Source organism: Actinomadura chibensis NBRC 106107 (assembly GCF_001552135.1).
Lineage (GTDB): Bacteria > Actinomycetota > Actinomycetes > Streptosporangiales > Streptosporangiaceae > Spirillospora > Spirillospora chibensis.
This window is the reverse complement of the sequence record NZ_BCQP01000054.1, coordinates 1-20272: the sequence shown is the minus strand read 5'-3', so window position 1 is coordinate 20272 and position 20272 is coordinate 1. Positions and strand designations below refer to the sequence as shown.

Annotated in this window: 20 protein-coding genes; 10 read left to right on the top strand and 10 right to left on the bottom strand. The window is 75.1% G+C overall.

The window, feature by feature from the left end; genetic code table 11:
- Window positions 1-2: 2 nt before the first annotated feature.
- Window positions 3-713, bottom strand: coding sequence for a class I SAM-dependent methyltransferase (locus ACH01S_RS29815; RefSeq protein WP_067898989.1), 711 nt, complete (start codon window positions 711-713; stop codon window positions 3-5).
- A gap of 157 nt (window positions 714-870) precedes the next feature.
- On the opposite strand from ACH01S_RS29815, the gene ACH01S_RS29810 reads away from it, so the two are divergent.
- The 3 genes from ACH01S_RS29810 (at window position 871) to ACH01S_RS29800 (ending at window position 3309) form a co-directional block, all read left to right on the top strand.
- The gene (locus ACH01S_RS29810) at window positions 871-1062 is read left to right on the top strand and encodes a ferredoxin (protein ID WP_067898986.1); all 192 of its coding nucleotides are present in this window, start codon (window positions 871-873) and stop codon (window positions 1060-1062) included.
- 72 nt (window positions 1063-1134) lie between these two features.
- A complete protein-coding gene (locus tag ACH01S_RS29805) occupies window positions 1135-2997 on the top strand; it encodes a DUF8508 domain-containing protein (protein ID WP_067898984.1) in 1863 nt (620 codons plus the stop codon).
- A gap of 126 nt (window positions 2998-3123) precedes the next feature.
- Complete coding sequence (locus ACH01S_RS29800) at window positions 3124-3309, top strand: hypothetical protein (RefSeq protein ID WP_067898981.1); 186 nt, start codon at window positions 3124-3126, stop codon at window positions 3307-3309.
- 206 nt (window positions 3310-3515) lie between these two features.
- Here the strand turns inward: ACH01S_RS29800 and ACH01S_RS29795 are convergent, their stop codons facing one another.
- Entirely contained in the window at window positions 3516-6023 is a 2508-nt protein-coding gene (locus ACH01S_RS29795) for a hypothetical protein (protein WP_067898980.1), read from the bottom strand.
- Between the two features lie 344 nt (window positions 6024-6367).
- Here ACH01S_RS29795 and ACH01S_RS29790 point away from each other — a divergent pair, with 344 nt between their 5' ends.
- The 3 genes from ACH01S_RS29790 (at window position 6368) to ACH01S_RS29780 (ending at window position 8736) form a co-directional block, all read left to right on the top strand.
- Window positions 6368-6952: a Uma2 family endonuclease gene (locus ACH01S_RS29790; RefSeq protein ID WP_067898977.1), complete on the top strand. Its 585-nt coding sequence runs from the start codon at window positions 6368-6370 to the stop codon at window positions 6950-6952.
- Between the two features lie 124 nt (window positions 6953-7076).
- Window positions 7077-8018 (top strand): NADP-dependent oxidoreductase, encoded by a 942-nt coding sequence (locus ACH01S_RS29785; protein ID WP_067898973.1) that lies wholly within the window; start codon window positions 7077-7079, stop codon window positions 8016-8018.
- Window positions 8019-8028: 10 nt separating this feature from the next.
- Entirely contained in the window at window positions 8029-8736 is a 708-nt protein-coding gene (locus ACH01S_RS29780; protein ID WP_370671589.1) for a cupin domain-containing protein, read from the top strand.
- Between the two features lie 105 nt (window positions 8737-8841).
- Here ACH01S_RS29780 and ACH01S_RS29775 read toward each other — a convergent pair whose 3' ends face one another.
- The 5 genes from ACH01S_RS29775 to ACH01S_RS29755 form a co-directional block, all read right to left on the bottom strand.
- Window positions 8842-9447, bottom strand: a complete 606-nt coding sequence (locus tag ACH01S_RS29775) for a GTP-binding protein (RefSeq protein ID WP_067898970.1) — start codon at window positions 9445-9447, stop codon at window positions 8842-8844.
- A complete protein-coding gene (locus ACH01S_RS29770) occupies window positions 9428-9802 on the bottom strand; it encodes a DUF742 domain-containing protein (RefSeq protein WP_067898968.1) in 375 nt (124 codons plus the stop codon). The genes ACH01S_RS29775 and ACH01S_RS29770 overlap by 20 nt, the downstream gene beginning before the upstream one ends.
- Window positions 9803-9806: 4 nt before the next feature.
- Window positions 9807-10253: a roadblock/LC7 domain-containing protein gene (locus ACH01S_RS29765; RefSeq protein WP_067898966.1), complete on the bottom strand. Its 447-nt coding sequence runs from the start codon at window positions 10251-10253 to the stop codon at window positions 9807-9809.
- A complete protein-coding gene (locus tag ACH01S_RS29760) occupies window positions 10250-12865 on the bottom strand; it encodes a sensor histidine kinase (RefSeq protein WP_246236664.1) in 2616 nt (871 codons plus the stop codon). The genes ACH01S_RS29765 and ACH01S_RS29760 overlap by 4 nt, the downstream gene beginning before the upstream one ends.
- A 156-nt stretch (window positions 12866-13021) precedes the next feature.
- Window positions 13022-13480, bottom strand: a complete 459-nt coding sequence (locus tag ACH01S_RS29755; protein WP_067898964.1) for a roadblock/LC7 domain-containing protein — start codon at window positions 13478-13480, stop codon at window positions 13022-13024.
- A gap of 503 nt (window positions 13481-13983) precedes the next feature.
- Between ACH01S_RS29755 and ACH01S_RS29750 the strand changes: the two genes are divergently transcribed.
- Window positions 13984-14700: a sirohydrochlorin chelatase gene (locus ACH01S_RS29750; RefSeq protein WP_255220354.1), complete on the top strand. Its 717-nt coding sequence runs from the start codon at window positions 13984-13986 to the stop codon at window positions 14698-14700.
- Window positions 14701-14710: 10 nt separating this feature from the next.
- Here ACH01S_RS29750 and ACH01S_RS29745 read toward each other — a convergent pair whose 3' ends face one another.
- Both ACH01S_RS29745 and ACH01S_RS29740 read right to left on the bottom strand, forming a co-directional pair.
- Entirely contained in the window at window positions 14711-15511 is an 801-nt protein-coding gene (locus tag ACH01S_RS29745; protein ID WP_067898961.1) for an enoyl-CoA hydratase/isomerase family protein, read from the bottom strand.
- 4 nt (window positions 15512-15515) lie between these two features.
- Complete coding sequence (locus ACH01S_RS29740; RefSeq protein WP_067898958.1) at window positions 15516-16418, bottom strand: SDR family oxidoreductase; 903 nt, start codon at window positions 16416-16418, stop codon at window positions 15516-15518.
- A gap of 210 nt (window positions 16419-16628) precedes the next feature.
- Here ACH01S_RS29740 and ACH01S_RS29735 point away from each other — a divergent pair, with 210 nt between their 5' ends.
- Window positions 16629-17708, top strand: a complete 1080-nt coding sequence (locus ACH01S_RS29735; RefSeq protein WP_067898955.1) for an NAD(P)H-dependent amine dehydrogenase family protein — start codon at window positions 16629-16631, stop codon at window positions 17706-17708.
- 4 nt (window positions 17709-17712) lie between these two features.
- Here the strand turns inward: ACH01S_RS29735 and ACH01S_RS29730 are convergent, their stop codons facing one another.
- Window positions 17713-18390, bottom strand: coding sequence for a DedA family protein (locus tag ACH01S_RS29730; protein WP_067898953.1), 678 nt, complete (start codon window positions 18388-18390; stop codon window positions 17713-17715).
- A gap of 123 nt (window positions 18391-18513) precedes the next feature.
- Between ACH01S_RS29730 and ACH01S_RS29725 the strand changes: the two genes are divergently transcribed.
- Both ACH01S_RS29725 and ACH01S_RS29720 read left to right on the top strand, forming a co-directional pair.
- Complete coding sequence (locus tag ACH01S_RS29725; protein WP_067898950.1) at window positions 18514-19422, top strand: glutathione S-transferase family protein; 909 nt, start codon at window positions 18514-18516, stop codon at window positions 19420-19422.
- Between the two features lie 61 nt (window positions 19423-19483).
- On the top strand, window positions 19484-20155 hold the full coding sequence (locus ACH01S_RS29720; protein ID WP_067898948.1) for an AIM24 family protein: 672 nt from the start codon (window positions 19484-19486) through the stop codon (window positions 20153-20155).
- The last annotated feature ends 117 nt before the right edge of the window (window positions 20156-20272 follow it).

The following is a 20272-nucleotide window of genomic DNA, read 5'->3' as shown; positions in this document are numbered from 1 at the left end:
TTCTAGCCCGCCAGCGGGTCGGCGTCGCCGACGCGCTCCAGGACGCGCAGCGACCCGACCGCGCGGCGCTCCTCGAAGGCGCCGCTCGCGAGCGCCCGCAGGTACACGTGGTAGGGCGGCCGCCCGCCGTCCGCCGGGTCGGGGAAGACGTCGTGGATGACGAGCGCCCCGCCGACCGCGACGTGCGGCGCCCAGCCCTCGTAGTCGCCCCGCGCGTGCTCCTCGGCGTGGCCGCCGTCGATGAACAGGAGGGCGAGCGGCGTCCGCCAGAAGGCCGACACGGTGCGGGACTGGCCGACGACGGCGACGACCTCGTCCTCCAGCCCGGCGGCGGCGATCGTCTTGCGGAACGCGGGGAGGGTATCCATCCGCCCGGTGCTCGGGTCGACGAGGGACGGGTCGTGGTGCTCCCAGCCCGCCTGGTTCTCCTCCGAGCCGTGGTGGTGGTCGACGGTGACGACGACCGTCCCGGCGGCCCTGGCGGCGGCGCCCAGGTAGACGGCGGACTTGCCGCAGTACGAGCCGACCTCCAGGATCGGCCCGGCGGCGGCCGGGCGCGCCGCGTAGGCGACGCCCGTCTCATACAGGGCGAGGCCCTCGTCGTCGGGCATGAACCCCTTGGCGTGGCGCGCGGCCCGCAGCAGGTCGGACGGCATCGCGGGGATGGGGCGGCCGGTCGTCCCCGTACCGGTGGACGCCTCGGTGTCGGTCATCGGTCTCCCTCCGTGCGGGCACCATATCCGAGATCGTCCGGGGCGGCGCGAGCTTGCCCCGACAGACTGGAACGTGTTCTACTTTTGCGGTCGGAACGCGGCCCCGAACCTGGTTCGGTAGGTTGGCGGTCACGGTGCCCCGGGAACGGAGAAGGCGATGAGAGTACGGGTCGACCCGCTGGTGTGCGAGGCGAACGCCGTGTGCGTCGGGCTCGCGCCCGACGTCTTCGACCTCGACGACGAGGACGAGCTCCAGATCCTGCGGCCGGACGTCCCGCCCGAGGACGCCGACCGCGTCCGCCACGCCGTCCGGTCGTGCCCGAAGGCCGCGCTGACACTCGACGAGTAGCCCGCCCACCGGCCCGCCCGCGCGTATCATCCTTCTCGTCCTGTCGGAGTCCGAGGTGGTCATGGAGCGCGGGTGGTGCACGGTCTCGGGACGGTCCTCGCCGCCGCCGCGCTCGCCGCGCCGCTGATCGCGGCGCCCGTCGCGGCCGCCGCCCCCGCCCCGCCGCGCACCGTCCGGATCCGGGACGTCCAGGGCGCGGCCCACCTCTCCCCGCTGACCGGCTCGGCCGTCGCCGGGGTGCCGGGCGTCGTGACCGCGGTGACCGGCAACGGGTTCTGGATGCAGGACCCGCGCCCCGACCGGAGCGACGCGACGTCCGAGGGCGTGTTCGTGTTCACCAGGACGCGGCCCGGCGCGGCGGTCGGCGACGCCGTCCGGGTGGACGGGCGGGTCGCCGAGTTCCGTCCCGGCGGCGCCGCGTCCCGCGGGCTGACCCGCACCGAGATCGACGCCTCGGCCACCGCCGTCACCGCGCGCGGCGTGCCACTGCCCGCGCCCGTCGTGCTCGGCCCGGGCGGGCGGCGCCCGCCGGGCCGCGTGGTCGACGGGCCGCGCGGCGACGTGGAGAAGGGCGGCGCGCTCGACCCGCGCCGCGCGGCGCTCGACTTCTACGAGTCCCTCGAAGGCATGCGGGTCGAGGTACGCGACGCGGTGGCGGCCGGGCCGTCCCGCGCCGGCGAGGTCCCGGTGCTGCCCGCGGCGGGCGCGGGCGCCGGGCCGCGGACCGCGCGCGGCGGCGTCCCGGTCCGCGACGGCGGCGCGAACCCGGCGCGGATCGTCCTCGACGACGCGCTCGCCCCGCTGCCCGCGATGGACGTCGGCGACCGACTGCCCGGCCCGAACGGCGGGGTCCTCGACTACGCGTTCGGCGACTACCACCTGCTGCTCACCGCGACCCCGCGGCGGGCCGCCGCCGGGCCGCCGCGCGAGACGACGCGGGCGCAGCGCCCCGGCGAGCTCGCCGTCGGCACGGTCGGGCTCGGCGGCCTGAACCCCGACTCGCCGCCCGACCGGTTCGCCGCCCTCGCCGCCGACATCGTGGACGGCCTGCGCTCCCCCGACCTCGTCGTGGCGGGCGGGCTCGGCGACAACAGCGGCCCGGACGACGACGGCACCGTCGCCGCCGACCAGACCGTCGCGCAGCTCATCACCGCGATCAGCGCGGCGGGCGGCCCCGCCTACGACTGGCGCTCGGTGACCCCGCGCGACAACGCCGACGGCGGCGCGGAGGGCGACAACCGGCGGCTCGGGTTCCTGTTCCGCGCCGACCGGGGGCTCGCGTTCGTGGACCGCCCGGCCCCGGCCGAGCCGCTGCCCGCCGACCCGCCGCCCGCCGGGCCCGACCCGGCCGTCACGCCGGTCGCGGCCGTCCGGCGGGACGGCGCGGCCGCGCTGTCGCTCAGCCCCGGCCGGATCGCGCCCGGGGACCCCGCGTGGGCGGGCGCCCGCAAGCCGCTCGCCGGGGAGCTGCGGTGGCGGGGCCGCCCCCTCATCGTGATCGCGAACCAGTGGTACCCGCGGACGGCCGACGACGACCCGGCGTTCGGCCGCCGGCAGCCGCCGTCCCGGCCGACGGCGTGGCGGCGCGAGGCGCAGGCCCGGGTGGTGGCGGGGTTCGTGCGGTCCGTCCGGCGGGCGGACCCGAACGCGATGGTGATCGTCGCGGGCGAGCTGAACGACGCGGAGGCGTCCGCGCCGGTGCGGACGCTGACGTCCGGCACCGGGCTGACCGACCTCCCGGCGGGGCTGCCCGCGGGCGACCGGTACACGGCGGTGACGCCCGGCGGGTCCGAGACGCTCGACCACGTCCTGCTCAGCCCGGCGCTGCGCGAGCGCCCGCACGAGTTCGACATCGTGCACCGCGCCGCCGAGTTCGCCGACCGGGCCGACGACCACGACCCCACCGTCGTCCGCATCGACATGGACGGGAAATAGGGGCTCCCGAATTTCGGTCGCACCCTAAACGACATCAAGGCCCGGTCCTGAATAAGGCTCGCGTTTTCCTGCCGGCGGGCCGGGCACCCAGCGGTCGTCGCACCCCCCGACGGGAGGAGCGCCGTTATGGCGACCCGATACCGGCCGCACATCAGCTTGGTCGGCCTCATATACATCATCATCGGCTTGTTCGTCGCCTGGGACCGCGGATACGTCAACGCGAGCCTGATCCGGCACGTGGGCAGCGCGCTGCTCGCCATATTCCTCTGGTTCCTGGTCCTGCTGGGCGTGGACCTCCACATCCGCGCCTAGCCGTGGGCAGGTCACGGGCCGTCCCGACTCCCCGCCCCGGGGCGGTCCGTGTCCCCTGCGACAGGTCCCCGTCGCGCCACCGGGCATAGACCTCAAAGTGCGATTGAGGTTACTTTCCGCCCATGATGAAAAAAGACTGTAGTTGCGGACATGGCAACGGCTGCTCGTGCCCGAAGGGCTGCTCCTGCGGCTGCAACGGCTGACCGCTAGCCCGGGACGCGCGCCTGCCAGAGCATCGGCGCCTCCGTGCGCCCGCCGTCCGTCGTCGTCCCGGTGGCCAGCACGCCCGCGTCCGTCGCCGTCAGGGCGGTGAGCCGCCGGTCGCCCGGACCGGACAGGCCGGGCACCTGGAGGCGGCGCCAGGACACGCCCTCCGCGGACGCCAGCACCGCCGCGTCCCCCTCCGCCGTGGACGCGGCGGCGACGAACCCGCCCGGCGCCGCGGTGACGGCCGTGGGGGCGAGACCCGCGCCGAGGACCTGCGGGGTCCAGGTCGTCCCGCCGTCGGCGGAGACGAGCGGCGCGTAGCCCGCGCCGATCGCCACGAGGACGCCGCCGCGCGCGGCGACCCCGGTCAGGCGGCCGGTGAGGCCCTGCGGGAGTCTTGCCGGGGTCCAGGCGCGGCCGTCGGGTGACGTCCACGCGGCGGGCCCGGGGCCCTTGCCGCCGACCGCCACGTACTTGCCCGCGGTCGCCGTCACGGCGGTGGCGACGCCGTCGAGGCGCGCGGGCGTCCAGGCGGTGAGGTCGGACGAGCGCCACGCCGCCCGCGCGCCGACCGCGACGTAGCCGGACGGTCCCGCCGCCACCGCCGCGGGCGCCGGTCCGGCGGGGAAGGCCGCCTTCTGCCAGGCCGCGCCGTCCTGGGACGTCATCGCGAGCGGCCCGGACGCGGCGGTGCGGCCCAGCGCGACCCAGCCCTTCGGGCCGTGGACGACGTCGGCGAGCCGTCCGCCGGCGGCGGGGAACCCGGCCCGCGTCCAGGCGCGCCCGTCCGGCGCGGACCAGATCGCCGCCCCGCCGTTCGTGCTGCCCACCGCGACCGCGCGGCCGGGACCGGCGGCGAGCGCCCGGACGGCCCGCTCCGCGCGGACCGCGCCCGCCACGCCCCGCAGGTCCACGCCCGACAGGTAGGCGTCGTCGCCCTGCCGTCCCGCGACCGCGACCGCGCCGCCGGACGCGACCGTGACGGCGCTCGGCCGGACCCCGGCGGGCACGGACCCGCCCGGCTGCCAAGTGCGCCCGTCGCCGCTGCGCAGGACGGTGAACCCCTTCGCGGCGCGGACGACCGCGGCCAGACCCGACGGCGTCCCGCCGAACCGCTCGACGCCGCCGCCGTCGAACCGGCTGACGGCCTGCCAGCGCTGCCCGTCCGGCGAGGTGAACAGGACGCCGAAGCGGACCGTCTTGCGGCGCTTCTTCGGGCCGGTCGTCCGCCTGCCCTCGCGGACGGTCGCGAACCCGCCGCCCGGCCCGGCCGCGAGGCCCCTGGTCTCCCCGTACGAGCCCTGCCCCTGCGGGACGTTCACGCCCGTCCAGGTGCGGCCCCCGTCTGCGGACCGCCAGAGCCCCTCGGCGCGCACGGTGCGGGTGACCTTCCTCCGGCCCTTCCGCGTAGTCACCTTCCGCGCCCGCGTCCCGTGCGCGACCAGCACGCCGCCGGACGACGCCACCCGGTCGAGGCCGACGATCCCCGCGAGGCTCTCGTTTCGCTGCCAGGTCTGGCCGTCCGAGGAGGTCCAGACGACGGCCCGGCCGCCCACCGTGCCGCCCACCGCGACGAAGCCGCCGCCAGCGCGGGCGAGGCCGCTCACCCGGTCGGCCGGCTTGAAGGCGGCCGACGGCTGGCGCCGGGTCCAGGTCTTGGCGTCCTCGCTGGTCCAGGCGACGGTGGCGCCGCTCGGCGTCCGTCCCACCGCCATCCACCGGCCGCCGCCGCCCGCGACGTGGGACGGGATCTCGCCGAGCGGGGGCGCCGCGCCGTCCTGCGTGCGGATCCGGGCGAGCGACCAGGTCCTGCCCGCGTCCGCGGAGACGAGGAACTGCGGGCGCTCCCGGCCCGGGTCGGGGTCGCCCTCGGCGCCCGCGGCGACCAGCGTCCCGGCGTCGGCGGCCACGGCGGCGAGGCTCTGGACGAGCCCGTCCGTCGCCGCCGCCGGGTCGGCGGCGAACAGCGCGTCCGCCTCGACCGGGGCCGGGAGGCCGGGACGCGCGGGGGCGGCGTCGTCCTCCCCCTGGGACACGGCGACGACCACGAAGGCGGCGCCCAGCACGAGCGTCGCGCCGATCGCGGCGCGGAAGCGCAGCCGCCGCATCAGCGGCGGCCTCGGCGGACGCGGCGGCCCGGCCACCAGCACGTCCCCCGGCTCGGACACCGCCGCGCCCCGCCTCGGCTTCCCAGCGGGCTTCCCAGCGGGCTTCCCAGCGGCCTTCCCGGCCGGTTTCGCGGGTTTCGCGGACGGGACGGCGGGGCGCCGCTCCGGGGCGCGCGGACGGGCGGCGGCGGGCTCGCGCGGCGGCCCGCCGTGGCCCCAGGACAGCCCGGCGGCGCGCCACGCCTCGTAGGCGCGCTGCCAGGGCGACAGCGCCGCGGGCATGTCGGCGAGGTCACCGGCGACGCCGAAGGTCAGCCGCCGCCGGACCCGGCGGGAGCCGCCGGGGTCCTCGTCGGCGGCCCGCGGGGCCTCGTCCTGCTCCGGGGTCCTCGCCGTCACACGCGCTCCTTCACGGTCCTGTCGGACCACCATCAAATCGCGCCACGCGGGTGTCCGCACGGACAACCGGGTGAACGGCGGCCGGTGGGGCCGCGGGAGCGTTCTATCACTTCAAGGGCGACGTATCCGATCTTTTGCCTCGATCACCCGCTTGTAGGCATAACCCCGGATTTGGACGACTTGCAGGCGCCCGCGCGCACCCGTCCGCCCCGCCCGCTCCGCCGCGCCCGGCCGCCCCCGGTTTCGCGACATTGCCCGCATCCCGACGCGCGATCACGCCTGCCGCCCGGCCGGACGTCCGTCCGCTAGATTCGGAAAAGGCCCAGACCGAGGGGGGACGAATCATGGGCGGGACGCTCGGCCGCGCGCACGGTCCGTACACGCTGTACGACCTCGACGCGCTCCCCGAGGACGGCCGCCGCCACGAGCTCGCCGACGGCTGGCTGCACGAGCTGCCCGGCGACCTGTGGCACGACCACGCCGCCGAGCAGCTCCGGGGCATCCTGAAGGACGCGGCCCGGCAGGCGGACGCCGACGTCCACGTCGCCGGGGCCCCGCAGGACGTCACCACCCCGGCGGGCGTCCGCAAGCCGGACGTGTTCGCCGTGAGCCGCGACGTCGCCCGCGCCGCCCTGGAGCGCCGGACCCGCACCTACTACGGCCCCGACCTCATCCTGGTCGCCGAGGTCGTCACGCCCCGCACGGTGAACGAGCGGATCGACCGCGTCCACAAGGTGGACGAGTACGCCGCCACCGGCATCCCGCACTACTGGATCGTCGACCTCGAACCCCGTCCGCTGATCACGATGCTCGAACTGGCGGACGGCCGCTACGAGCTCGCGGGCAAGGCGCGCTCCGGCGAGACGGTCGTGCTCGACCGGCCGTTCCCCATGGCGTTCGACCCCGTCCGCCTCTCCGAGATGGACTGACGCCCGCCCCGCGGCTGACCGGATCCTTGCGGAGGATGGCGATCTCGCCACTCGTCCGGCCCGGCCGGGCCGGGAAGGCTGACCGCAGGACGACCACGCACAGGGCACGCACAGGGGAGGACACATGGCGGAGACGATGCGCGCGGTCAGGCAGGACGCCCTCGGCGGGCCCGAGGTGCTGAGGCTCGTGGAGGTCGAGCGGCCGGAGCCGGGGCCCACGGAGGTGCTCGTCAGGGTGCGCGCCGCCGGGGTGAACCCGACCGACTGGAAGCACCGGGCGAACGGCGGGTTCCTCGGCCGGCCGCCGTTCGTCCTCGGCTGGGACGTGTCCGGCGTCGTGGAGGCGACCGGCGTCGGCGTGGCGCTGCACAAGCCGGGCGACGAGGTGTTCGGGATGCTGCGCTACCCGTTCGGCGGCGGCTCGCACGCCGAGTACGTCGCGGCGCCGTCCCGGACGTTCGCCGCGAAGCCCGCCGGGATCGACCACGTGCAGGCCGGGGCGCTGCCGCTGGCCGCGCTCACGGCCTGGCAGGCGCTCGTCGACACGGCGCGGGTACGGGACGGGCAGCGCGTCCTCATCCACGCGGCGGCCGGGGGCGTCGGGCACCTGGCCGTGCAGATCGCGAAGGCGCACGGCGCGTACGTCATCGGGACGGCGAGCGGGCCCAAGCACGACTTCCTACGCCGCATCGGCGTGGACGAGCCCGTCGACTACCGCGAATCCGACTTCGCCGAGACCGTCCAGGACGTGGACGTCGTCATCGACACCATCGGCGGCGACTACGGGCCCCGGTCGCTGCGCGTCCTGCGCCCGGGCGGCGTGCTCGTGTCGCTGGTGCTCAGCCGTCCCGCCGAGATGGACGCCGCGGCGGCGGGCGTCCGGGCCGAGTCGCTGCTCGTCGAGCCCGACCACCACGCGCTGACGCGGATCGCCGGCCTGGCCGCGTCCGGCGCGCTCCGCGCGGAGATCGACTCGGTGTTCCCGCTGGCGGAGGCGGCGAAGGCGCACGAGCGGGGCGAGACCGGCCGGGTCTCCGGCAAGATCGTCCTCACCGCGGGGGACTAGGCTCGGGCGCGTGCTGCTCCTGACGACGCTCGACGGCTGGCGCGCCCAGCCCGGCCCGAGGTTCGCGCTCTCCGAGGCGGGGGCGGTGTGGGCGCCCGACGACGAGCCCGGCGCCCTGGCCGTCGCCGACGACGTCTTCGCCGACGCGTCCGGGAACGGCGGGCAGGTCGTCGCCGTCACGCTCGACCCGCCGCCAGGCGCGGTCCCGGCGCGCGGGGTGATCGACCGGACGGCGGCGTCCCGCGTCCGCTACCTGCGGCGCGCCCCGGACGGGCGGCACGTCGCGCTGCTGGACCGCCCCGCCACCGCCGAGGCCCTGGACCTCCTCCCCCATCCCGAGGGCGGCTGGTACCGGGAGACGTGGCGGTCGGACGTGTCGTTCGTCCCGGACGGCTACCCGGGCGAGCGCGCCGCCGCCACCGCCATCTACTTCCTGCTGCCGCCGGGCGAGGAGTCGATGTGGCACGCCGTCCGGTCGGCGGAGCTGTGGCTGTGGCACCGGGGCGGCCCGCTGGCGCTGCTCCTCGGCGGGGACGGCGACCGTCCGGGCGCGGAGCCGGAGCGGGTCACGCTCGGCCCGGACGTGGCGGACGGCCAGGTCCCGCAGGCGCTCGTCCCGCCGGGCCACTGGCAGGCGGCGCGCCCCGCCGGGCCGGACGAGGTGCTCGTGAGCTGCGTGGTCGCGCCGGGCTTCGACTTCGCCGACTTCCGCGCCTGACGCCCGGACGACGCGAAGGCCCCCGCCCGGCGAGCGGGCGGGGGCCGGGCGGCGTCCGTGCGGCGTCCGGGCGGCGGACGCCGTGGCGGCCGCCTGGTAGCCGGCCTAGTAGCTGATCGTCTGGCGGGCGCTCATCGTCCGCATGATGTGCTCGACGAGCGTGATGAGGACGCGCTTGGCGTCCTCCCGGTCGCGCACGTCGCAGGTGATGACCGGGATGTCGGGCGACAGGTCGAGGGCGTCGCGGACCTGGTCCGGCGAGTGCCGTCCGGCCCCGTCGAACTTGTTGACCCCGATGATGAACGGGACGCCGCGCCGCTCGAAGTAGTCGACCGAGGCGAAGCAGTCGGCGAGGCGCCGGGTGTCCACCAGGACGACCGCGCCGAGCGCGCCCTTCGCCAGCTCGTCCCACATGAACCAGAAGCGGTCCTGCCCGGGGGTGCCGAAGACGAACAGCACGAGGCCGTTCGGCAGCGTGATCCGCCCGAAGTCCATCGCCACGGTCGTCGTCGTCTTGTTCGCGACGGCCGAGGTGTCGTCGATCCCGATGCTCTTCTCGGTCAGGGCCTCCTCGGTGCGCAGCGGGCGGATCTCGCTCACCGCGCTCACCAGGGTCGTCTTGCCGACGCCGAAGCCGCCGGCCACGAGGATCTTGACCGTCAGCGCGGAGTCGCCGGGTGCGGCGGCCGCGTCAGAGCGCACGGATTCCATCGATCACTTCCTTGAGTACGCGCTCGCTGGGGAACTGCGCCACCGGCGCGGGGCGCCGGACCTGTATCAACGAGCGGTCGAGCAGATCGCCGAGCAGGACACGGACGACCCCGAGGGGAAGTTCCAGATCCGACGCTATCTCGGCGACCGACAGCGGTGTGCGGCAAAGCTCCAAGATCATGTGATGTTCCGGTCCGGGCGCCCACGCGGGCGCCTCGGCCGCGGGGGGCTCGACGGCCGCGATCAGGGCGACGAGGTCGAAATCCTCGCCCGTGTAGTGCGTCCGGCCGCCGGTGAGCGCGTACGGGCGCACCACCGGCCCCGCGGCGTCGTCGTACCAGGCACCGTCCGCCATGGCCTCACCCGCCGCCCGGTTCGCTCAGGGCGGCCCGCGGGTTCGCCGACAGGTGCCGTCCGACGCGGGTCACGAGCATCGCCATCTCGTAGGCGATCAGCCCCAGGTCGGCGTTCGCCTCGGACAGGACGGCGAGGCACGCGCCGTCCCCGGCGGCGGTGACGAACAGGAACGCCGACTCCATCTCCACGATCGTCTGCCGGACGGGCCCGCCGCCGAACGACTCGCCCGCCCCGCGCGCGAGGCTCTGGAAGCTCGCGGCGACGGCGGACAGGTGGTCCGACTCCTCCCTGGCGAGCCCCTTGGACGCGGCGATCCGCAGCCCGTCGCTCGACAGCACGACCGCGTTGCGCACCGGGGCGACGCGTTCGACCAGGCTGTCCAGCAGCCAGTTCAGCTCGCCCCCGGCGCCGCCCGGGACCTCCCCGCCGGAGTGCTCGGCTTCTGTCATCGGGTGTCGTCCTCCTCGTCCTCCCGCGCGGGATCCTCCCGCGCCGGCTCGGCGTCGGCCGAGTCCTTCCGGCCGCGCTGCCAGCCGCGTTGCATGGCGGACATCATCGAGCGCAACGCCTCGGGCGAGCGCTCCGGGTTCTCGTCGGCGGCCGCCGGTGGCGCGCCGTCCGAGGTCTCGGGAGCGGTCTCGGGAGCGGTCTCGGTGGGAGCGGGCGGGGCGGGTTCGGGAGTGGGGTCCATCGGGACGGGCGCGGACAGCGGCGTCGTCCCGGCCGCCTCCGGCTCGGGCTCCGCGGCCGCGGGGGGACGGTTCTGGGCGGCGAGGCGAGCGTCCACCCGTTCCTTGAGCTGGGGCGCGAGGTGCTGCTGCCGCCTGCGCTTCGGCAGTTCCCCCGGCGGCGGCGCGTCCTGCTCGGCGTCCCGCTTCGCCGGAACGGACGGCTCCGGCTCGGCGGCGGCGGGCCGCGGCGGCGTGAGCGGCCCGGCCTCGGCGACGAGCCGCATCAGCCCGCTCGCCGCGTCCGGCCGCTCGGCGGTGTCCGCCCGCGGGCCCGCCTGCACGGCGGGACGCGCGGACGCGGGCAGCGCGACGGCCGCGTCCGGCGGCGACTGGATCGGCCCGGTCGCGCGGCGGACGGCGGCGTCCGGCTCGGCGGCCTCGACGACCAGCGAGCTCGGGATCAGCGCGATCGCGGTCGTCCCGCCGTAGGGGGACGGGCGGAGCGTCACCTGGATGTCGTGCCGCAGGGCGAGGCGCGCCACGACGAACAGGCCGAGCTGCGCGCTGTCGGACGGGTCGAACTCCGGCGGGTGCGCGAGCCGCTCGTTGGCGGCGCGCAGCGCCTCCTCGGTCATGCCGAGCCCGCGGTCCTCGACCTCGATCGCGAAGCCGGACGCGACCGCCTGCCCGCTGACCCGGACCGGCGACTGCGGCGGCGAGAACGTCGTCGCGTTCTCCACGACCTCGGCGAGCAGGTGGATGACGTCGGCGACCGCGGAGCCGAGCAGCGCGACCCGGGGCAGCGGCTGCACCCGGACGCGCGGGTAGTCCTCGACCTCGGCGACGGCGCCGCGCACCACGTCCACCAGCGGGACGGGACGGCGCCAGCCGCGGCCAGCCGACTTGCCCGCGAGGATCACGAGGCCCTCGGCGTGCCGCCGCATCCGGGTCGCGAGGTGGTCGAGGCGGAACAGGTCCGACAGCTCGGACGGGTCCTCGGTGCGGCGCTCCATCGTGTCGAGCAGGCTGAGCTGCCGGTGCAGCAGCGCCTGGTTGCGGCGGGCGAGGTTGACGAAGACCTCGTTGATGCCGCGCCGCGCCGCGACCTCGCCCTCGGCGGCGCGCACCACGGCCTCGCGGGTGCGGTCGAACGACTCGGCGATCTGCCGGATCTCGTCGATGCGGTACCCGGCGTCCGGGACGGGCCCGGGCTCGGCGGGCCGCCCCGCCCGGATGCCCTCGGCGAGGCGCGGCAGCCGGTCGCGGGTGAACTCGACGACGCCGGCGGCGAGCGTCCGGCACTCGCGCAGCAGCCGCCGCGACACCCGCGTGGCGATCACCGCGGACAGCACGATCGCGACGAGGCCGAGCCCGCCCGCGAACGCCAGCCGCAGGAACGTCCCGACCGCGATGTGCCGCGCGTGCATGGTGACGTCGTCCAGGACCTTGTTCTCCAGCGTGTACAGGCCGCCGTTCGCGGAGTCGGCGACCGTCCGCCACACCGCCGGGTCGATGACCGGGCCGCGCGCGGCCTCGCGGCCCGCCGCCCCGGGGACGGCGCCCGGCCCCTGCTGGGCCCGCCGCGACTCGGCCGTGGCGGGCTCGGCGCCCCGGACGACCTGGTCCTCCATCGTGCGGAGCCGGGTGAACGGGTCGGTGGCGACGAGCTTGGCGTAGCGGACGCGGTCGTCGGCCGGCAGGTTCGGCACGGTGTCCCCGTACAGCAGCCGCTGCGCGCCGACGAGCTGCGCGAACTGGCCGCGCTCGGTGACCGTGATGTGCCCGGCGGCGAGCGCGCCGGTCAGCAGGGCGTCCTCGCGGGCCATGAACTCGCGGGCGCGGCCGAACGCGATGAGCGTGCGGGCGTGCGCGGTGATGGAGCCGTCCCCCGGCGTCGTCGCGTTGTAGACGGCGAAGCCCGCGTCGATCAGCTCGCTGTACCCGCGCAGCGCGTCGCCGCGGGCGGCGACCCGCTGGTCGACGCCGCGGCGGAGGTCCTGGAGGTCGCCGAGGCGGCGGACGAAGGTGTCCATCCGCTGGACGATCTCGGGCTGGATCGCCCGGCGCAGGCCGCCGTCCCGGCTGCCCGCGCGGACCTCCTCGGCCGCCGCGTCGGCGGTCTGGCGCTGCGTCCGCATCACGCCCGGGTCGGCCGCGCGGGCGCCGCCGAGCTCGGCCATCGACAGCCGCCGCTCCTTCTGCAGCGCGTCGATGAGCCGCTGCGTGGGCAGCACCATCTCGTTCTGGAACTTGCGGGCCTGCAGCAGCTGGTGCGCGTCGCCGTAGGTCATGCCGGTGAGGAACGCCCACAGCGCGGCCAGCGCCAGCAGCGGGACGAGGACCAGCAGGGTGATCCTCGCCCGGATGGAGGAGAGACTGGGGATCGTCACGGCTTCGGCGTCCGGAGGCGGGACATTGCGGGGGAATCCTCCCGATGCGTGGGAGTAAGGGGTGTGCGGGAGCCTACTACGTCGCCTACCGCGTCGCGGGTCCACCGGCGGCGGACGTTTGCGCGGCCGCTCGGCCGCCGGACGCGTCCGACCGGCTCAGAAGCCGCGCGGCGCGCTCCCTCCGGCGGCTCCGAGGCCCCCGCCGCCGCCCGGTCCGGAAGCGAACCGCGGCGCCGCCTGCAGGTGCTGGCCGACCCGCTTGACCAGCACCGCCATCTCATAGGCGACGAGCCCGGCGTCCGCGTCCGCCTCGGCGACGACGGCGAGGCAGGTGCCGTCGCCGGCGGCGGTGACGAACAGCAGCAGGGCGTCCATCTCGATGATCGTCTGCCGGACGTTCCCGCCCGCGAAATGGCGGCCGGCGCCGCGGGCGAGGCTCTGCACCCCGGACGCCAGCGCGGACAGGTGCTCGGCGTCCTCGCGGCCCAGCTCGCTGGACGCGGCGACGGCGAGGCCGTCCCGGGACAGGATCACCGCCTGCCGCACGGTCGTCACCCGCTCGGCGAAGTCGTTGAGCAGCCAGTTCAGCTCGCCGGTCGCGGTGTTGTGCATCATGCGGGTTCCCTCGTCCTCCGATTCCAGCGGGCCCCGGGCGTTCCGGCGCGGAAGGTCCCTGGATCATAAAGGCCGTCCGTGACGCGGCCGCAACCCCTTTGCCGCCTTTCGACGTCATTGCCGCCATTCCTCATCACCTGCTGGTATGTCCGTCATCAGGGCGGGGCGCGGCGAACCGATCGCAAGGAGATAGCGGCAAATCAGGACAATTTACTTCATTTCCCTCTGTCGCCGGGGGACATTCCGCCATACTCTGCTTCTTCATCCCCCGCGGGCGTCGCGACCGGCACGGAAGGAGCACCGCGATTCATACAGGCAACGACGGCGGCCGGGCCGGGAGGCCGACTCCCCGGCCGGAGAGCGTTACGATGCCCGCCGTGAGTCCCGAGAGCCAGGCACCCGAGGCACTGCCGTCGCGACGGCGCCGCGCCCCCCGCGGCGGCCGGCACCGCGGCGACGAGTCCTTCCTGCTTCCCCCCAATTCCCCAACGCTCGTTTTGGCCGTGCCCGGCCCCGCCCGGCACGCCGCCACCGTGATCGCCGCCGAGCTGGCCCGGCTCGTCGAGATCGAGCACACCGGGCAGCCCGCCCGCGTCGGCCACCTGGAGGGCGACGAGGCGAGCCTGACCGCGGTGCTCGCCGGGCTGCGCGCCGAGGAGGACGAACTGGCGGCGGTCGTCGTCCCGCTGTCGACAGGACCCGACCCGAGGATGGACGCCGCCCTGCACGCCGCCGTGTCCGCCGCGCCGGTGCACGCCGTCGCCGCCGAGCCGCTCGGGCCGCACCCCCTCATCGCCGAGGCGCTGCACGACCGGCTCGCCGACGCCGGGCTCGCCCGCGCCGACCGGATCCGGCTGATGACGATGGTGACGGCCGCGTCCGGCGTGATCGTCGCCACCCCCGGCGACGCGACGGCCGTCCGGCAGGCCGAGGTCACCGGCGTGCTGCTCGCCTCGCGCCTCGCCGCGCCCGTCTTCACCGCCTCGCTGAACGACGAGTCGTCGGTCAAGGCCGCCACCGAGCAGTTGCGCGCCGCCGGGGCCGCGTCCATCGCGCTCGCGCCGCACCTGATCGGCCCGGAGCCGGAGGCCGCGCTCGCCGCGCCGGCCGCCGCCTCCGTCGGCGCCGCCGCGTCCACCCCGCTGGGTGCCCACCCGGCCCTGGCCCGCCTGGCCGCGCTGCGCTACGTGGAGGCCCTGTCGCTGGCCCTGGCCGACTGAGGGTCCCCGGCTAGCGGTTCTTGAAGCTGGGGGGACGCTTCTCCCGGGCGGCGGCCATGCCCTCGGCCAGGTCCTCGGTGAAGAAGGCGAGGGTCTGGACGGCCGTCTCGGTGGCGAGGTGCGCGCGCAGGCCGGGCGCGTCCAGGGACGCGTTGAGCAGCTCCTTCGTCCGCCGCAGCCCGTACGGGGACTTGCCGAGCAGCTCGCCCGCGAGGGCGTGCGCCGCCGCCAGGTCCGCCCCCGCGGGGACGGCCTCGGTGATCAGGCCGAGCGCGTCGGCGCGCCGGACGTCCAGCCGCGGGCCCCGGTAGGCGATCTCCGCGGCCCGCGCCGGGCCGACGAGCCGGGGCAGCAGCCACGACAGGCCGCAGTCCCCCGCCGACAGCCCGAGGTCGGTGAACGGCACCACGAACCGGGTCGACTCGTCGGCGACCCGCAGGTCGCAGGCCAGCGCCCAGGACACCCCGACCCCCGCGACGGGGCCGTGCAGCGCCGCGATCACCGGCTGCGGGATCTCCCGCAGCCGCGCGGTGACCTCGCCGCCGCGGGCGACGGCCCGGTAGAGCCGCTGGGCGCGCCCCTCCGCCGTCCCGGCGCCGCCCGGGTCGCCCTCCTGGACGTCCATGCCCGAGCTGAACCCGCGCCCCTTCCCGGTGAGGACGACGACCCGCGTGTCGGGGTCGCGCATCAGCTCGTTGAGGACGTCGAGCAGCTCCTCGGTCATGGCGTTGTCGACCGCGTTGAGGCGCTCCGGGCGGGACAGGGCGATCGTGAGCACCCCGTCCCGCCGGTCGAGCTCTATCCCGCTCAACGGATCAGCCGCTGAGCTGCTGGATCAGCGGGCCCATCTGGTCCATCGCGTTCTTGTGGACGGTCAGCGGCTCCGCCGCGCTGATCGCCGCCCAGTTGTCGCGCACGTCCTCCACCGTGAAGGTCTCCTTCTGCCCGTAGCCGGGGCCCTCCGCGACGAAGATCTTCGCGATCCGGCCGCCGCCGACGGTGTAGACCTCGCCGGTGTCCTGGTTGGACTCGTGGGCGAGGTAGGCGACGAGCGGGGTCACCTGCTCGACGCCGAGCTTGTCCGCGAAGTCGGCGGGCAGCAGGTCCTCGGTCATGCGCGTCCAGGCGACGGGGGCGATCGCGTTGGCCTTGATGTCGTACTTGGCGCCCTCGTGCGCGAGCGTCTTCGTGAACCCGACGAGGCCCATCTTGGCGGTGGCGTAGTTGGCCTGGCCGAAGTTGCCGAACAGCCCGGCCGGGGACGAGGTGTTCACGATCCGCCCGTGGCCGTTCTCGCGCAGGTGCGGCCACGCGGCGCTGGAGACGAGGAACGAGCCGCGCAGGTGGACGGCGATGACCGCGTCGAACTCGTCGACCGTCATGTTCTTGAACGACCGGTCGCGCAGGATGCCCGCGTTGTTGATCACGATGTCGACCTTGCCGAAGGCGTCGAGCGCGGCCTGGACCACGGCCTGCGCGCCCTCCGGCGTCGCGACGTCGTCGGGGTTCGCGACCGCCTCCCCGCCGGCCTTCGTGATCTCGTCCACGACCTGCTGCGCGGGGCCGGCGGAGGCGCCGACCCCGGCCCGGTCGCCGCCGAGGTCGTTGACGACGACCTTGGCGCCGCGCGCGGCCAGCTCCAGCGCGTGCCGCCGGCCGAGGCCGTGCCCGGCCCCGGTCACGACCGCGACCCGGCCGTCGTAGCGCAGTTCCGACATCTTGCGTCTCCTCACGTGCGAGCGGCTACGCCCCCAGGTAATCATCCAGGGGTTACCCAGTGGTACCACCAAACCGAACCGCGCTCGGGAGCGGGCCCCGGTTTCCGCCGGGCGTACCATGGGAGGCGGCAGAGAATTGCGCAGAATGCCGCTTTTCGCCCGGTGCCACGGCGTACTCTCCTCGCGACGAGCAACGGAGGTCCCGCATCGATGAGCCCCGCCGACGCGTACCCGCCCGCGTACTCGCCCGGCCCCCGTCCGTACCGCGTCGTGCAGTGGGCGACCGGTGCCGTCGGACGCAGCGTGATCAGGGCCGTGCTCGACCGGGACGACCTCGAACTCGCCGGTGCCTGGGTCCACTCCCCCGCCAAGGCGGGCGTCGACGCGGGCGCCATCGCGGGCCGCGCGCCCGTCGGGGTCCGCGCGACCCGCGACCTGGACGAGATCCTCGACCTCGAAGCCGACTGCGTCGTCTACGCCCCGCGTCCCGGCCTCGACCGGTTCGCCGAGCTGGAGGTCGTCTGCGCGCTGCTCGCCTCCGGCAAGAACCTGATCTCGCTCAACGGGTTCGTCTACCCGCAGGCGCACGGCCCGCAGTACGTGAACGAGCTGGAGCAGGCGTGCAAGCACGGCGGCACGTCCGTGCACGGCAGCGGGATCAGCGGCGGCTTCATGGCCGACCTCCTGCCGCTGGTGCTGACCCGGCTGTCCAGCCGGATCGGGCACGTCTACGTCCGGGAGTGCGCGGACTTCTCGCGGTACCCGTCGTGGGAGATGGTCCACCGCATGATCGGCTTCGGCAAGCCCGAGGAGGCGTACCTGCGGGCGCTGCGGCCCGCGCGCACCGCGATGCGGGCGCTCTACTCCGAGAGCCTGCACCTCATCGCGGCCGGGCTCGGCGTCGACCTGGACGAGGTCGACATGGACGTCGAGCACCGCCTCGCCCGCACCGACCTCGTCACCGCCGCCGGGCCGATCCCGCGCGGCACGGTCGCGGCGGCCCGCTGGACGTTCAGCGGCCTCGCCGCCGGCCGCCCGGTGATCACCATCGAGGTGGTGCACAAGGCCGACGCGGCGCGGATGCCGCCCGAGTGGGGCGGCCCCGGCTACTCGCTCCGCGTGAACGGGAGCCCGTCCGTCGCGCTCGCCGCGGGCGAGGACTGGGTGTCCGACCCGATCACGGCGGCGGCCGCGCACGCGCTGAACTCCGTCCCGGCCGTCTGCGCGGCCGACCCCGGCATCCGCACCGGCCTGGACCTGCCGACGATCAGCGGCCGGATGCGGCGCTGAGCGCTCAGGGCCGGGTGCGCGCGGGCTCCGGCTCGTCGCCCGCGCCGAGCTCCGCCTCGGCCTGCTCCTCTTCGCGGGCCTCGCGCCGGTGCTTGCGGACGCCCCACACCGCCAGCGCGACGACGGCGGCGACCGCGAGCCCGATCGCGAGGCCGCGCCCGGCGAGCTGCGCGGTGTGCTCGAACGCCGCGCCCGCGAAGTAGCCGCCGAGCGTGAACGTCACCACCCACGTCACGCCGCCGATGATGTTGAACACGAGGAACTTCGGATACGGCAGCCGCGAGCTCCCGGCGAGCGCGGGCATCAGCGCCCGCAGCAGCGCGGTGAAGCGGCCGATGAACACCGCGAACGCGCCGCGCCTGCGGATCAGCCCCTGCGCCGAGGCGACCTTGGCCCGGTGCTTCCGCATCGCCTTGACGTCCAGGAGCCGGGGCCCGTACCGGCGGCCGATCTCGTAGCCCACCGAGTCGCCGACCACCGCCGCGATCACCGCGATGACGAGCAGCAGGGGCAGCGACAGCGTGCCCTGCTGGGCGAGGACGCCGCCGACCACGATCGCCGTCTCGCCGGGGAACACGAACCCGACGAACAGCGCCGCCTCGGCGAACACCAGAGCGGCGATGATCAGGTAGATCATCCCAGGTGGAAGCCCGTCCACCAGGGCGTTGAACTGCTCAAGCATGGGTCCCCGCGATCGTCCGGCCGAGCATTCGACGGTCTATCGTAGCCATGGGGCCCGGGGCTACGAATCCTCCGCGCGGACTACGCCCGCGGGCGGGCAAGGCGACTTCGGGAGGAGCCCGGCATGACCGCACAGGAGGTCGAGGGAGGCCGGTTCGTCCGGCAGCCGAACCGGTTCACCGAGCGGATCACGGCGGACGGGTCGAGCGGCCTGCGCGCCGAGCCCGGCCGGTACCGGCTGTTCGTGTCGTACGCGTGCCCGTGGGCGCACCGCAGCCTGATCGTCCGGCGGCTGCTCGGCCTGGAGGAGACGATCGGCGTCGGCGTCGTGGACCCCATCCGGGACGAGCGCGGCTGGCGCTTCCCCGACCGCGACCCGGTGACGAACGCCGAGTTCCTCTCCGAGCTGTACCTCCGCAGCGACCCCGGCTTCACGGGCCGCTACACCGTCCCCTGCATCTGGGACACCGAGACCGAGCGCCTGGTCACCAACGACTTCCCGAACATCACCACGATGCTGGAGACGGAGTTCACCGCCTTCCAGAAGCCGGACGCGCCCGACCTGTACCCCGAGGCGATGCGTCCCGAGATCGACGAGATGAACGACCTGCTGTACACCGCGATCAACAACGGCGTCTACAAAGCGGGCTTCGCCACCTCCCAGGACGCCTACGAGGACGCCTTCGACGCCCTCTTCGCCACCCTCGACCACCTGGAAGAGCGCCTGGCAGGCTCCCGCTACCTCTTCGGCGACGAGATCACGGAATCAGACGTCCGCCTCTACCCCACGCTCGCCCGCTTCGACGCCGTCTACTACTCGCACTTCAAGTGCAACCAGCGCCGGATCACCGACTACCCCAACCTCTGGGCGTACGCACGCGACCTCTACTCGATCCCCGCTTTCGGCGAGACGACGAATTTCGACCACATCAAGCGCCACTACTACGTGACGCACCGCAACATCAACCCCACCGGCATCGTGCCCAAGGGCCCGAGCATCGACTGGACGACCGCGCACAACCGGGAACGCTGATCCCATACCGTCGTTATGCTGGCGGTTCTCCAGTAATCACCATGAGAGGCACCACCCGACCATGCGCAGCCAGTTCTTCGGAAACATGGACCAGGGACAGCAGCTCCCCGGTCACTTCGCGCTTCAGAACTCCAAGATGCTCCGGGTCCACCTGAACGGCGACGTCCTCGCCCGGCAGGGCTCCATGGTGGCCTTCCAAGGCCAGATGGAGTTCGACTACGAGGGTTCGGGCGGCATCGGCAAGTTCATGAAGAAGGCGCTGACCGGCGAGGGCGTCCCGCTGATGCGCGTCAAGGGCCAGGGCCTGCTGTTCGTCGCGAACGACGCCGACGACATCCACCTCTTCTACCTTGAGAACGAGGGCATCACCGTCAACGGCAAGAACATCCTCGCCTTCGACTCCCACCTCCAGTGGGACATCCAGCGCGTCCAGGGCGCGGGGATCGCCGCGGGCGGCCTGTTCAACACCACCCTCACCGGCACCGGCTGGGTCGCCCTCACCACGCACGGCACCCCCGTCATGCTCGACTGCGGCCGCGCCCCCACCTTCGCGGACGGCCAGTCCGCCGTGGCCTGGAGCCAGAGCCTCCAGGTGGGCGTGAACCGCACCTTCAAGGCCGGCGCCCTCATCGGCCGCGGCAGCGGCGAGGCCATGCAGCTCGCCTACCAGGGCCAGGGCTTCGTCCTGATCCAGGCCAGCGAGGGCCCCACCGTCCCCCAGCACAGCCACTGATCCCCCGGGAACATCACCTCCCTCCAGGACGGAACCTCCCTGGACGGGACAGAAGCGAGGCAACAGGTCGTGCGACCGGAGGCGCCCCAGGCGCCGGAGGTCGCACGACCTGCCGCG

Coding starts and splice junctions, on each gene's coding strand:
- ACH01S_RS29815 (WP_067898989.1), bottom strand. CDS start 713: ATGACCGACACCGAGGCGTCCACCGGTACGGGGACGACCGGCCGCCCC.
- ACH01S_RS29810 (WP_067898986.1), top strand. CDS start 871: ATGAGAGTACGGGTCGACCCGCTGGTGTGCGAGGCGAACGCCGTGTGC.
- ACH01S_RS29800 (WP_067898981.1), top strand. CDS start 3,124: ATGGCGACCCGATACCGGCCGCACATCAGCTTGGTCGGCCTCATATAC.
- ACH01S_RS29790 (WP_067898977.1), top strand. CDS start 6,368: ATGGGCGGGACGCTCGGCCGCGCGCACGGTCCGTACACGCTGTACGAC.
- ACH01S_RS29785 (WP_067898973.1), top strand. CDS start 7,077: ATGGCGGAGACGATGCGCGCGGTCAGGCAGGACGCCCTCGGCGGGCCC.
- ACH01S_RS29775 (WP_067898970.1), bottom strand. CDS start 9,447: ATGGAATCCGTGCGCTCTGACGCGGCCGCCGCACCCGGCGACTCCGCG.
- ACH01S_RS29770 (WP_067898968.1), bottom strand. CDS start 9,802: ATGGCGGACGGTGCCTGGTACGACGACGCCGCGGGGCCGGTGGTGCGC.
- ACH01S_RS29765 (WP_067898966.1), bottom strand. CDS start 10,253: ATGACAGAAGCCGAGCACTCCGGCGGGGAGGTCCCGGGCGGCGCCGGG.
- ACH01S_RS29755 (WP_067898964.1), bottom strand. CDS start 13,480: ATGATGCACAACACCGCGACCGGCGAGCTGAACTGGCTGCTCAACGAC.
- ACH01S_RS29740 (WP_067898958.1), bottom strand. CDS start 16,418: ATGTCGGAACTGCGCTACGACGGCCGGGTCGCGGTCGTGACCGGGGCC.
- ACH01S_RS29735 (WP_067898955.1), top strand. CDS start 16,629: ATGAGCCCCGCCGACGCGTACCCGCCCGCGTACTCGCCCGGCCCCCGT.
- ACH01S_RS29730 (WP_067898953.1), bottom strand. CDS start 18,390: ATGCTTGAGCAGTTCAACGCCCTGGTGGACGGGCTTCCACCTGGGATG.
- ACH01S_RS29725 (WP_067898950.1), top strand. CDS start 18,514: ATGACCGCACAGGAGGTCGAGGGAGGCCGGTTCGTCCGGCAGCCGAAC.
- ACH01S_RS29720 (WP_067898948.1), top strand. CDS start 19,484: ATGCGCAGCCAGTTCTTCGGAAACATGGACCAGGGACAGCAGCTCCCC.